Origin of the sequence: Cupriavidus sp. H19C3 (genome assembly GCF_049393815.1) — a bacterium.
GTDB lineage: Bacteria > Pseudomonadota > Gammaproteobacteria > Burkholderiales > Burkholderiaceae > Cupriavidus.
This window is the reverse complement of record NZ_CP184985.1, coordinates 3,262,406-3,275,100: the sequence shown is the minus strand read 5'-3', so window position 1 is coordinate 3,275,100 and position 12,695 is coordinate 3,262,406. Positions and strand designations below refer to the sequence as shown.

Here is a 12,695-nt window from a genome sequence, read left to right as displayed (position 1 = left end):
GTGCGTCCGGCGGGCACCCGGCACCGGCCTATGGCGCCGCCGCCACGATGCGCAGGGCGCGCTCCAGCACCGGCCGGTCCACCATCTTGCCGTCCACGGCGATCGCCGCGCCGTTGGCGGCCGCAGCCTGCTCCACCACGCGCCGCGCCCAGGCCACGGCTTCCGGCGCCGGCGCAAGCGCCGCATGGACGCCCGCGACCTGGCTCGGATGGATCAGCAGTTTGGCGCCGAAGCCGAACTGGCGCGCCCGCGCCGTCTCCGCCGCCAGGGCCCCGTCATCGCCGATCGCGGTGCACACGCCATCGACGGGGGCCGGCAGGCCGGCCGCGCGCGAATGCAGCACCAGTTCGCTGCGGCAATGATGGAGCGGCAGGCCGTCATCGGCCACGTCGAGATCGAACATCAGATCGATGCTGCCGAACAGCAGCCGCTGCACGCCCGGCGCGCGCGCCACGTCGCGCAGGTCGGCAAAGCCGGCCGCGGTCTCCAGCAACGCGAGGCAGGGCGTGCCCGGCAACACCTGGCGCAGGCGCGCGAGCGCGGCTACGTCGGCCTTGGGCAGCACAATGGCCGCCACCGCGGCGTCCTCGCACCAGGCGAGATCGTCGGCGAACCACGCCGTATCGGCGCCGTTGACGCGCACCAGCAGGGACACGCCCGCGGCCTCGGCCTGTCTCCGCAGGTCGTGCCAGGGAGCGGCCAGCGCGCCGCGCGCGGCGTCCTTGTCAGCGGGCGCGACGGCGTCCTCGAGATCGACGATCACGGCATCGGCGCCGGCGGCGATGGCCTTGCCAATGCGGTCCGGGCGCGTTGCCGGCACGAACAGATAGCTGCGCGGCGGGCGGGGGGTGCGGGGCTCCATCGCGTGGGTCTCCTCTTTCAGATCGTGCCGTTGGCGTGCAGGCGCGCCGTCTCTTGCGCCGTGTAGCCGAGCTCGGCAAGGATGGCATCGGTGTGCTCGCCCACCGCCGGAATCGGCTTCATGCAGGCATCGGTCTGGCCCGGCGGCAACAAGGCCGGCAGCTCGCCGGCGGGCGAGTCGACCGTGCGCCAGCGTTCGCGCGCGGCAAGCTGCGGGTGTTGCCAGACGTCTGCCATGGTATTGACGTTGGCATTGGCGATCCTGGCGGCTTCCAGCCGCTCGACCACCTGCGCCGCCGTCAGGCGCGCGAACGCCTCGACGATGCGCTCGCGCAGACGCGCGCGATTGGCGCTGCGCAGCGAGTTGGTGGCAAAGTCGGCATGCGTGGCCAGCGCCGGGTCCTGCAGCACCATGTCGCAGAACACGGCCCACTCGCGCTCGTTCTGCAGGCCGAGCATGACGGTCTTGCCGTCGCCGGTCGGGAACGGACCATACGGGTAGATGGTGGCATGGGCGGCGCCGGCACGCGGCGGCGGCGCCGCGCCGTCGAAGGCGTAATACATCGGAAAGCCCATCCACTCGACCATCGATTCCAGCATCGACACGTCGATGCGCTTGCCACGGCCGGTCTGGCCGCGTTCGATCAGGGCCGCCAGCACATTGCTATACGCATACATGCCCGCGGCGATATCCGCCACCGAGGCACCGGCCTTGACGCCCTCGTCCGGCGTGCCCGTCACGGAGACAAAGCCCGATTCGCTCTGCACCAGCAAGTCGTACGCTTTTTTGTCGCGATACGGACCGTCGCCGCCATAGCCCGAGATGTCGCAGACGATCAGGCGCGGATAGCGTTGCGAGAGCGTGTCGAAATCCAGGCCCAGCCGCGCGGCCGCGCCCGGCGCGAGGTTTTGCACCAGCACGTCGGTCCGCGCGAGCAGCGCCTCCAGCAGCGGCACGGCATCGGGCGCCTTGACGTCGAGCGTCAGGCTTTCCTTCGAACGGTTGGTCCAGACGAAGTGCGACGACATGCCGCGTACGCGCGTGTCGTAGGCGCGCGCGAAATCGCCGGGGCCGGGACGCTCGATCTTGATCACGCGCGCGCCCAGATCGGCCAGCTGGCGGGTACAGAACGGCGCCGCAATGGCCTGTTCGAGTGAGAGGACGGTAATGCCTGCAAGGGGTCGGGACATGGCGGGTGGGGCGAAATAATGCCCGGTCAGGAAGCCCGGCGGGGGCGATGCCGTCAATCTACCCGCGCGCCCGCCGCGTGTGAAATAGGGATTGCGGAAGGCACCATAAGTAGAATCAATACCCTCAGCATCGGGAGGAAACCATGGACATCCGCGCCATGCGCTATTTCGTGGCGATCGTCGACCAGGGCAGCCTGACGCGCGCGGCCGAGATCGTGTGCGTTGCACAACCGGCCTTGAGCCAGCAGCTTGCCGCGCTCGAGGACGAATTCGGCGTGCCGCTGGTGCATCGCGGTGCCAAGGGCGTACGGCCGACCGAGGCCGGCAAGACGCTCTACCGGCATGCGCGCAATATCCTGCGCCAGACCGAGGTGGCGGGGGCGGAGGTGCGCCTGGCCGGCGCCGAGCTATCCGGCACGGTCGCCGTCGGGTTGCCGACCACCGCCGCCGCCGCGTTTGGCATGGCCCTGGTGCGCACCGTGCGCCAGCGCCATCCGCAGATCCGCTTGCAACTGTTCGAGAGCATGAGCGGCTATATCTCGGAACTGCTGAACCAGAACCGGCTCGATTTCGCCATCCTCTTCCGCGATACGCCGTCACGCGCGGTGGAGCCCGAGCCGCTCGCGAGCGAGCCGCTGTGCCTGGTGGGCACGCCGCCGGAGGGGGCCGTGCGCCACCCGCGCCGGGGCCGCGCCGCGGCATCGGCAGCGATCGCGCTCAAGGCGCTCGACGGCATGCCGCTGGTCCTGCCAAGCGGCTCGCAGGGGTTGCGCGAGGTGGTCGAGCGCAGTTTTGCCAAGGCCGGTATCGCCCTCAATGTGGTGGCCGACCTCGATTCACTGCCGTTTCTGCTGGCCGCTGCGCGCGAGGGCCTGGCCTGCACCATCCTGCCCGCGTCGTCGCTGGGCGAGAACGACGCGGCCGTGCCGCGCCGCCTGATCCTGCCCGAGCTGCGCCGCACGCTGTCGCTGTGCTGGCCGCGCGCGTTGCCCAGCTCGAATGCGGCCGAAGCGGTGGCGGCCATCCTGCGCGAAATCGTCGCGGCACGCATTGCACAGGGAGGCTCGCTGGCGCCGCCACCGGTCTCGGGCCCGCCCCGACAATAAGTAATTCTTATGCCGGTAGTCAGTAATCTAATTTCACTGTGCCGGCGCGCTGGGCTAGAGTGGGCGCGATCAAAAAACAGGAGACAACATGCGTCGCACCCTCCCTGCCCTGGCCGGCCTTGCCATGGCATTCAGCATGGCCACGAGCGGCACGGCCTTCGCTGACGGCTATCCCGTCAAACCCATTCAGATGATCGTGCCGCAGGCACCCGGCGGGACCAACGATATCGTCGCGCGCCTCGTCGCGGCCGATCTGTCGCAGCGGCTCGGTCAGCAGGTGGTGGTGGAAAACCGCCCGGGTGCCGGCGGCAATATCGGCACGCAGACGGCGGCGCGTGCCACGCCCGACGGCTATACGCTGCTGATGACCATCAGCAGCACGCAGGCCATCAATCCGACCCTGTACCGGACCATTCCGTTCGACCCGATCAAGGACTTCGATCCGATCGGCCCGGTCGCCACGGTGCCCAATGTGCTGGTGGTCAATCCGGCGTTCCCGGCCAGGTCGCTCAAGGAACTGATCGACATGGCCCGTGCCAAGCCCGACTACTATCGCTTTGCCTCGGCCGGCAACGGCACGCTGAACCATCTGCTCGGCGAGATGCTGAACAGCATGGCCGGCATCAGGCTCGAGCATGTGCCATACAAAGGCGTGGCGCCGGCGCTCAACGATGTGCTCGGCAACCAGGTGCCGATGGCGTTTGCCAGCCTGCCTTCCGTGCTACCGCACATCAAGGCGGGCAAGGTGCGCGCGCTCGGCGTGAGCTCGGCCAGACGTTCGCCGTTTGCGCCCGACATTCCTGCCATCGGTGAGACCGTGCCCGGCTATAGCGGCGACCTGTGGGTGGGACTGTTCGCGGTGCGCGGCACGCCGAAGGAGGTGACGCAGAAACTGACGAGCACGCTGCAGACCGCGCTCAACGACAAGGCCCTGCGCGACAAGCTGGCCGCGCAGGGCGCGGAAGTCCTCAGTGCCCCGCCGCAGCAGTTCGCCACCATGCTCAAGGGCGATATCGACAAGTGGGGCAAGATCGTCAAGGCCTCCGGCGCGCAGGTGGATTGAGTTCACCCGCCCCTGGCACCGTCGCCGTCGCGCGCAGGGGTCAGGGGTATCGCCTCGTCCCCTGCTGCCCTGCCCCGATCCCGCTGCGTCCCTCGTTGCGTCCCTGCTGGCGCGCCCGTACCGCCGCGCATCTACTCGCTGGGCGGCTTGACCGCAGGCGGTACGATCTGCAATTCGGTTGCCGTTTCCAGGCAAGCGCTATCGGCCTGGACGACCCCCGCCGCCAATAGGCGTCTGGCACGCCATAATGGAATATCGCGTTCCGACCGCCCGCTTGTCGGGTCCACCAACGCAACATAAACGGCCTGTTCGGTAAGCGGAGACTTCACCACGACCATTCTGTAGCCAGCAGAAACCAGTTCAAGAATCTTTCGCTGTTCGGTGGAAAGGCCCATAAAAATATTCAGCCCGTGGCTTTGGGTAAGGAGCAGGTGGAACAGGTAGAACGGATGGAGCGGATGGAGCGGATGAAACGTGCAGCGTGGGGATAGGTGCTGGGCGTAGTGCCACCCTGAAAATACTGTCCCACCCTGATCGGGATTGGCGCGGACTCCGCGATCCGCGCCACCCTGCCGACCGCACGGGCTCTGCTTATGCTGGTGCTTCCGTGGCGCTCTGTTGGCCGCTCTGTTGGCCGCACTGTTGGCCGCTCTGTTGGGCGCTCTGTTGGCAGCTTTCCGCACCATGAGGTCTGTGCGACGCATCTTACATTTGCACGCGCACCCGCGTCCATAGGACAAAGACAAAACAGGCTTCGGCGCACGCATATGCGCAAAACTAATAATTCGTAAATGTTCTACCTGATCGTGGTCCCGATAAGTTCGTCACCATCTGGTGATGACGCGCAGAGGATCCGGTGAGCATCGCTAGCGCCGGAACACCAGGCTGAAGTTATTGGCCGGCATCGGAATCGGCGCATCGCAGCGCAGGCCCTGTGCCGCGCCCAACGCGATCACTGCCTCCATCTCGCGCACCCCCCATTCCGGATTGGCGGCCCGCAGCTGCGCATCGAACGCGGCGTTGCTCGGCGCCGTGTGTGCGCCGTCGCGACGATAGGGTCCGTAGAGATACAGCACCCCGCCCGCGCTCAGCACGGCGCCCGCGCCGGCAAAGAGCGCTTCGGCCGAGGCCCACGGCGAGATATGGATCATGTTGATGCAGACCATGGCGTCGGCCTGCTCCAGGCCCCACGGCTGCACGCGGACGTCGAGCGCCAGCGGCGCCCGCACATTGGTGAGACCGGCATGCGCGGTCCAGGCGGCGATTGACGCGCGCGAGGCGGCATCGGGATCGCTGGGTTGCCAGGTTACGCCCGGCAATGCCGCGGCAAAGTGCACGGCGTGTTGTCCGGTGCCGCTGGCGATTTCGAGAACAGTGCCGGTCGCGGGCAATACCTCGCGCAGTACGGCGAGGATCGGTTCGCGATTGCGTTCGGTGGCGGGCGCCATGCGGCGCGCATCGGGGTCCGGATGGTTCATGGATGAGGATTGGCCTGTCGGTGTATGGGCGTTTGAGCGTATGGCCGTATGGCCGTATGGGCGCGGGGGCGCGGGGGCATCGTCGGCGGTATGCCCGCTCCCGTGCGGGCGCATGCAGTCGCAAGCGTAGCAGAGCCTCGCGACCTGTGCCGGCGCAAGCCTCGGCACGCGATCCGGCGTCTGCGCCCGACCTCGGGCCACCTTCGCGGGCGCTGAGACGATCGAGACAAATCCTGAGCGGAACGGTCGCTTCCGCCTGCAGGCCCTTGCATAGCATGGAGACAAGCCGGCGCGCATCGCGCCGTTACCTCTCAGCAAGGAGTCATCCAGATGAACACGCGCAATCTCCTCACCGTCGCCAGTCGGCTCGACCGCATCGGCATCCCGCTGGTGCGCTTTGGCGTCGCCATCGTCTTCCTGTGGATCGGGGCCCTGAAGTTCGTGCCTTACGAGGCCGACAGCATTACACCGTTCGTTGCCAACAGCCCGTTCCTGTCGTTCTTCTATGCCCACCCCGAGGCGTACCACGCGCACCTGACGCATGAAGGCCAGCTGGATCTGGTGCAGCGCGCATGGCAGGTCACCAACCACACCTATGCCTTCTCCAATGGCCTCGGCGTGGTGGAAATCGCGATCGGCCTGCTGGTGTTGTCCTACCTCTTCTCGAATCGCCTGGGTCTGGTCGGTGCCGTGCTGGCGTTTCTCACGCCGATCGTCACGCTGTCGTTCCTGATCACTACGCCCGAAGCCTGGGTGGCCAATCTGGGCGATGCCAACTTCGGCTTCCCGTACCTGTCCGGCGCGGGTCGGCTGGTGCTCAAGGACGTGCTGATGCTCGCGGGCGCCGTGGTGATGATCGCGGACTCGGCACGGCGGGTCCTGCAGGACGAGGCCGGCCAGCGCTGAGCCCACCCGCCGCTTCGCGCAGGCACGCAATCAGCCCGGTCACACCGGGCGCGGGCCGCCGCTCGCGCAGCATCATCAGGCCGATCGGCGGCAGTTCCACCTCGACCGCCATCGGCAGCACATGCAGACGGGCCGCGGCCTGCATATGTTGTCCTACCGAGCGCGCCACAAATCCCACGGCCTGCCGCTGGGTGACGAAGGTGGTGACCGCCAGGTATGACGAGGTCTCGATCAGGCCGGCGGGCAAGACCTGCCCATGCCGCACGAACGCCTGCTCGATCTTCACGCGCAACGATGCCCACGGCGGCGGCACCACCAGCGGATGACGCGCGAGGTCCGACCATGCCGGCCGCCGCTTGCGCGCGAGCGGATGATCCGCCGCCACGATGGCCACCATCGGCTCCTCGTACAGCGCTTCCGTCAACAGGTCGGGCGCCGCATAGGCCGGCTCGAGCCGGCCCACCACCACATCGAGCTCGGACAGTCGCAGGCGCGGCAGCAGGTGGGTCAGATCGCCCTCCTCGATCAGCACGGTCGCGCGCGGCGACCGCGTCTTGAGCCGCGCCACCGCCTCCGTCAGCAATACCGGCAACGCCGCTCCCATCGAGCCGATCCGCACGCGGCCGGCCGCACCGCTGGCCACGGCCTCGATCTCGTCGCGCGTGACGTCGTATTGCGCCAGCACCGAGCGCGCAAAGCGCACCAGCGATTCCCCGGCAGCGGTGGGTTCGGTACCGCGCGTGGAACGCGTGAACAGCGTCATGCCCAGCATCTTCTCGATCTCGGCCAGCACCTTCGAGATGGCCGGCTGGCTGACCGACAGAAACTCCGCGGTGCGGCCAAGATGGCGAAATTCGTCCAGCGCGACCAGCAGTTGCAGGTGACGCAGCTTGATATTGGAGCGGAACGCACGATCGATATGAGCCATGCTCGCGAGTCTACCTAACCTGCAGGTTATGAAGCAATGCCAATAATCTATTGGATGGTTATGGCGTGCGCACCGACAATCTGCTGCACGACCGCGGCCGGCAAGAATCGGCCACGACAGACCAGGAGACCTTCCCCATGACCGATCGCCATCCCGCGAGCCCGATGCGCCGCCGCCTGCTGCTGGGCAGCGCCGCCGCCACCGCCGCCGCCGCTGCCGCCGGTACCGCCAGCCTGCTCGCCCCGCGCGTGGCGCGCGCTGCCGCCGCGTATCCCGAACGTCCCATCACCTTTATCTGCCCGTGGCCGGTCGGCGGTACGGCCGACCAGTCGATGCGGGCGCTGTGCCAGGTGGCGTCGGGCATCCTCAAGCAATCGATCGTGGTCGAGAACCGGGCCGGCGCATCCGGCATGATCGGCACCAAGGCACTGGCCCGCGCGACACCCGACGGCTATACCATCGGGCAGATTCCGATCTCGGTCACGCGCTTCTCGCAACTGGGCATGCTGCAACTGGACCCGCGCACGGAGCTGACCTATCTGGCGCGCACCTCGGGCCAGACCTTCGGCATCGCGGTGCCGGCGCAGTCGCGCTTCAAGACCCTGGCCGACGTGGTGGCGGAAGCCAAGACCAACCCGGGCCGCGTCACCTATGCGCATGCCGGCATCGGCGGCGCCACGCACGTGGGCATGGAGCAGTTTGCGCTGGCGGCCGGCATCCGGTTCAACGCCATCGCCTACAAGGGTGGCTCGGCGGCGCTGCAGGACGTGCTGGCCAACCAGGTCGACCTGCTGGCGGACTCCAGCTCGTGGGCGCCGCACGTCGAGGCCGGCAAGATGCGCCTGCTGGCCACCTGGGGCGAGCAACGCACGCCACGCTTCAAGGACGCACCGACGCTCAAGGAGCTCGGCTACAACGTGGTGGTGGAAGCGCCCAACGGCATCGGCGCGCCCAGGGGCCTGCCGTCCGAGGTCGAGAAAAAGCTGCGCGAAGCCTTCCATGGCGCCGTGCTGAGCGCCGAATTCAAGACCGTGGCGGCGCGCCTCGATGCGCCGGTCATGTACCTGGACGGCCCCGAGTACCGCAAGTACATCGCCGAGGTCTATGAGCAGGAAACGCAGTTGATCCAGCGCCTCAAACTCAAGGAAATGCTCAAGCAGAGCTGACCTGCAACGCCAACCCGATCGTGACCCAGACCCCCGTCATCCGCCTGCATGCCAATGACAACGTGCTGATCGCCCGCAGCGATCTCACGCTGGGCCAGCATCTCGAGACACTCGGCGTACGCATGCGCGCCCAGGTGCCGGCCGGGCACAAGATCGCCGCGCGTGCCATTGCGCGCGGCGAGCAGATTCGCAAGTACGACACCGTGATCGGCGTGGCGGATCGCGACATCGCCGCGGGCGAACACGTGCACAGCCACAACCTGCGGCTGGTCGATTTCTATCGCGATCCGGCGTTCTGCCAGGATGTGCGGCCGATCGACTATGTACCCGAAGCCGAGCGCGCGACGTTCCTGGGCTATGTGCGACCCGATGGCCGCGTCGGCACGCGCAACTTCATCGGCATCCTGGCTTCGGTCAACTGTTCGGCCACGGTGATCAAGCATATCGCCGCGCATTTCACGCGCGAGCGGCTGGCCGCGTATCCCAACGTGGACGGCGTGGTCGCCTTTGCCCAGAGCAGCGGCTGCGGCATGTCCTCGCCGAGCGAACACTTCGACCTGCTGCGCCGTACGATGGCCGGCTATGCACGCCATGCCAACCTTGCGGGCGTGCTGATCGTCGGTCTCGGCTGCGAACGCAACCAGGTTGGCGCGCTGGTGGAATCGCAGGGGTTGGTGCCGGGCGGGCAGCTGCACACGCTCGTCATGCAGGACACCGGCGGGACACGCGCCACCATCGAGGCCGGCATTCGCGCGGTGGCGTCGATGCTGCCGCGCGCCAACGCATGCACGCGCCAGCGCGTCAGCGCGAGCCACCTCAAGATCGGGCTCGAATGCGGCGGCTCGGATGGCTTTTCGGGCATTACCGCCAACCCCGCGCTCGGCGCGGCGATGGATATCCTCGTGCGTCATGGCGGCACCGCCATCCTGTCGGAAACCCCCGAAATCCACGGCGTGGAATACATGCTGACGCGCCGCGCGGTCACGCCCGAAGTCGGGCAGAAGCTGCTCGACCGGCTGGCCTGGTGGGAACGCTATACAGCCGGCCATAACGCCCAGTTCAACGGCGTGGTCGGCCACGGCAACCAGCAGGGCGGCCTGGCCAATATCTTCGAGAAGTCGCTGGGGTCGGCCATGAAAGGCGGCACCACGCCGCTGCAGGCGGTGTACGAGTATGCCGAGCCCATCGACCGCGCCGGCTTTGTCTTCATGGACTCGCCCGGCTACGACCCGGTGGCCGCGACCGGCCAGATCGCGAGCGGCGCCAACCTGATCTGCTTTACCACGGGGCGCGGCTCGATGTTCGGCTCCAAGCCCGCGCCGACGATCAAGCTGGCGTCCAACACGCCGATGTTCCGGCGGCTCGAGGAAGACATGGACATCAACTGCGGCGTGGTGCTCGATGGCGAACTGACAGTGGCGCAACTGGGCGAGCGGATCTTCGAACATATCCTGCGCGCCGCATCCGGCGAGCCTACCAAGAGCGAGCTGCTCGGTCTGGGCGACCACGAATTCGTGCCCTGGCACGTCGGCATCGTGAGCTGACCTCGCCCTGCCCTGCTTGCGGCCTTCCTGCCTTCCCGGCTCCCGCCTCTACGAACGATCATGCTGACCACTCTCACCCGGCGCGACCTGCTGCGCCAACAGAACTTCATCGAACAGCAATGGCGCGACAGCGGCGCGCGCTTCGACGTGACCGATCCGGCCACGGGTCGGATCATCGCCGACGTGCCCGATAGCGATGCCGCCGACGCGCGGGCAGCGGCGGATGCCGCGGCCGCCGCCTTTCCGGCATGGAGCCGCCGTACCGCACGCGAACGCGCGCAGTACCTCAAGCGCTGGCATGCACTGATCCTGGCGCACGAGCAGGACCTCGCGCGCATCGTCTCGGCGGAACAGGGCAAACCGATGCACGAGAGCGTGGGCGAGGTGCGCTATGGCGCGTCGTACGTCGAGTGGTTTGCCGAGGAAGCCACGCGCATCTGCGGCGATGTGGTGGCGGAAGCGGTGCCGGGCCGCAAGATGATCGTGCTCAAGGAACCCGTCGGCGTGGTGGCGGCGATCACCCCATGGAATTTTCCGCTGGCCATGATCGCGCGCAAGATTGCACCGGCATTGGCCGCCGGCTGCACGGTGGTGTGCAAGCCCGCCGAGGACACGCCGCTGACGGCGCTCGCGCTGGTCTACCTGGCCGAACAGGCCGGCCTGCCGCACGGCGTGCTCAATATCGTCACGGCCTCGCGCGCACGGACCCCGGCCGTGGTCGATGCATGGCTGGCGGACAGCCGCGTGCGCAAGATCACGTTCACGGGCTCCACGCCGGTGGGCAAGCATCTCGCGCGCGAGTCGGCCGGCACGCTCAAGAAGCTGTCGCTCGAACTGGGCGGCAACGCGCCCTTCATCGTGTTCGACGATGCCGACCTCGACGCCGCCGTCGACGGCCTGATGGCAGCCAAGTTCCGCAATGGCGGACAGACTTGCGTATGCCCCAATCGCGTCTACGTGCAGGCTGGCGTGCATGACGTATTCGTCGACAAGCTGGCCGCGCGCGTGGCGGCACTACGCGTGGGGCCAGCCGGCGACGAGACCTCGCAGATCGGGCCGATGATCAATGCGCGCGCGGTGGACAAGATCGATCGGCATGTGCGCGATGCGGTGGAGAAAGGCGCGCGCGTGGTGGTCGGCGGCGAACGCGTGCGTGCCGACCTGGGCCCGCACTACTACGCGCCCACCGTGGTGGCCGGCGCTACGCCCGCGATGGCGCTTGCCGACGAGGAAACGTTCGGGCCGGTGGCGCCGATCTTCCGCTTCACGCACGAGGACGAGGTGATCCGCGATGCCAATGACACACCGTTCGGGCTGGCCGCCTACTTCTACTCGAACGACGTGCGGCGTATCTGGCGCGTGGCGCAGGCGCTGGAGACCGGCATCGTCGGCATCAACGAGGGCGCGCTTGCGTCGGAGGCAGCGCCGTTCGGTGGCGTAAAGGAGTCCGGCTACGGCCGCGAGGGCTCGCGCCATGGACTTGACGACTACATGCATACCAAGTATCTGTGCCAGGGGCAGCTCGGTTAGTCGGACCGAGCCACGCTGTAACGGAAAGCTACCCCCCAAGAACCCGAATTCCAGGAGACCCCATGCCCGCCCATAACCCGTTCAAGGCCGCGCTGGCGGCACGCCAGGCCCAGATCGGCCTGTGGATGTCCGCCGCGTCGCCGTACCTGGCCGAGGTCAGCGCGACCGCCGGCTTCGACTGGTTGCTGGTGGACGGCGAGCACGCGCCCAACGACGTGCGCTCGATCCTGCAGACCCTGCAGGCGCTGGGCGCCTATCGTTCGCAGGCGGTGGTGCGCGCGGTCTCCGGCGAGACCGCGCTGATCAAGCAACTGCTCGATATCGGCGCGCGCACGTTGCTGATCCCGATGGTCGATACCGCCGGGCAGGCCGCCGCGCTGGTGCGCGCCACGCGCTATCCGCCAACTGGCGTGCGCGGGGTGGGCAGCGCCGTGGGACGCGTCTCCCAATGGTCGGCGCGCAAGGACTACCTGGCCGTGGCCGACGACGAGGTCTGCCTGCTGGTGCAGGCCGAAACCGTCACCGCGATGCAGAACCTGGATGCCATCTGCGCGGTGGACGGCGTGCATGGTGTGTTTATCGGCCCCGCCGACCTGGCCGCGTCGATGGGCCATCGCGGCAACCCGGGCCACCCGGAAGTGCAGGCGCAGATCGAAGCCGCCATGCGCACGATCGTGGCGAGCGGCAAGGCCGCGGGCACGCTGACCTCGGACAACGCGCTGGCGCGCCGTTATCTGGAGCTGGGCTGCACGTTCGTCGCCACCGGCGTCGACGTACTGGTCTACGCCAACGCCGCGCGCCGGCTCGCCGCCGAGTTCCTGCCGGACCGCGCGGCCAACATTGCGGCGCCCGGCGCCGCTTACTGATTTGCCTGACCGTCAAGCCACGATGACCGCTGCTCCCCTCCCCGCCACCCCCGCCA

12 protein-coding genes are annotated in these 12,695 nt (G+C 67.9%); 7 read left to right on the top strand and 5 right to left on the bottom strand.

The genetic code is table 11. The features are described from left to right. Positions 1–28 precede the first annotated feature (28 nt). The gene (locus DFLDMN_RS15095; RefSeq protein ID WP_423195729.1) at positions 29–862 is read right to left on the bottom strand and encodes an HpcH/HpaI aldolase/citrate lyase family protein; all 834 of its coding nucleotides are present in this window, start codon (positions 860–862) and stop codon (positions 29–31) included. Positions 863–879: 17 nt separating this feature from the next. After that, positions 880–2,052, bottom strand: coding sequence for a CaiB/BaiF CoA transferase family protein (locus DFLDMN_RS15090; protein ID WP_423195728.1), 1,173 nt, complete (start codon positions 2,050–2,052; stop codon positions 880–882). Between the two features lie 143 nt (positions 2,053–2,195). Between DFLDMN_RS15090 and DFLDMN_RS15085 the strand changes: the two genes are divergently transcribed. Then, positions 2,196–3,158, top strand: coding sequence for a LysR substrate-binding domain-containing protein (locus tag DFLDMN_RS15085; RefSeq protein ID WP_423195727.1), 963 nt, complete (start codon positions 2,196–2,198; stop codon positions 3,156–3,158). Between the two features lie 88 nt (positions 3,159–3,246). Then, entirely contained in the window at positions 3,247–4,221 is a 975-nt protein-coding gene (locus tag DFLDMN_RS15080; RefSeq protein ID WP_423195726.1) for a Bug family tripartite tricarboxylate transporter substrate binding protein, read from the top strand. A gap of 131 nt (positions 4,222–4,352) precedes the next feature. Here DFLDMN_RS15080 and DFLDMN_RS15075 read toward each other — a convergent pair whose 3' ends face one another. Together DFLDMN_RS15075 and DFLDMN_RS15070 are read right to left on the bottom strand one after the other, a co-directional pair. Further along, positions 4,353–4,616, bottom strand: coding sequence for a hypothetical protein (locus DFLDMN_RS15075; RefSeq protein WP_423195725.1), 264 nt, complete (start codon positions 4,614–4,616; stop codon positions 4,353–4,355). A 471-nt stretch (positions 4,617–5,087) separates the two neighbouring features. Beyond that, positions 5,088–5,699, bottom strand: coding sequence for a DUF938 domain-containing protein (locus tag DFLDMN_RS15070; protein WP_423195724.1), 612 nt, complete (start codon positions 5,697–5,699; stop codon positions 5,088–5,090). A gap of 330 nt (positions 5,700–6,029) precedes the next feature. Here DFLDMN_RS15070 and rclC point away from each other — a divergent pair, with 330 nt between their 5' ends. Then, on the top strand, positions 6,030–6,605 hold the full coding sequence (gene rclC, locus DFLDMN_RS15065) for a YkgB family protein (RefSeq protein ID WP_423195723.1): 576 nt from the start codon (positions 6,030–6,032) through the stop codon (positions 6,603–6,605). Here the strand turns inward: rclC and DFLDMN_RS15060 are convergent. Continuing rightward, the gene (locus tag DFLDMN_RS15060; protein ID WP_423195722.1) at positions 6,517–7,533 is read right to left on the bottom strand and encodes a LysR substrate-binding domain-containing protein; all 1,017 of its coding nucleotides are present in this window, start codon (positions 7,531–7,533) and stop codon (positions 6,517–6,519) included. The genes rclC and DFLDMN_RS15060 overlap by 89 nt on opposite strands. Before the next feature lie 137 nt (positions 7,534–7,670). Between DFLDMN_RS15060 and DFLDMN_RS15055 the strand changes: the two genes are divergently transcribed. From DFLDMN_RS15055 to DFLDMN_RS15040, 4 genes are all read left to right on the top strand, one after another. Further along, complete coding sequence (locus tag DFLDMN_RS15055; protein WP_423195721.1) at positions 7,671–8,699, top strand: tripartite tricarboxylate transporter substrate binding protein; 1,029 nt, start codon at positions 7,671–7,673, stop codon at positions 8,697–8,699. A gap of 20 nt (positions 8,700–8,719) precedes the next feature. Then, positions 8,720–10,243 (top strand): UxaA family hydrolase, encoded by a 1,524-nt coding sequence (locus DFLDMN_RS15050; RefSeq protein WP_423195720.1) that lies wholly within the window; start codon positions 8,720–8,722, stop codon positions 10,241–10,243. A gap of 60 nt (positions 10,244–10,303) precedes the next feature. Then, entirely contained in the window at positions 10,304–11,773 is a 1,470-nt protein-coding gene (locus DFLDMN_RS15045) for an NAD-dependent succinate-semialdehyde dehydrogenase (RefSeq protein ID WP_423195719.1), read from the top strand. A gap of 62 nt (positions 11,774–11,835) precedes the next feature. Further along, positions 11,836–12,639 carry an aldolase/citrate lyase family protein gene (locus DFLDMN_RS15040; RefSeq protein WP_423195718.1) on the top strand — a complete coding sequence of 268 codons (804 nt, stop codon included), beginning with the start codon at positions 11,836–11,838 and terminating at the stop codon, positions 12,637–12,639. Positions 12,640–12,695 lie beyond the last annotated feature (56 nt).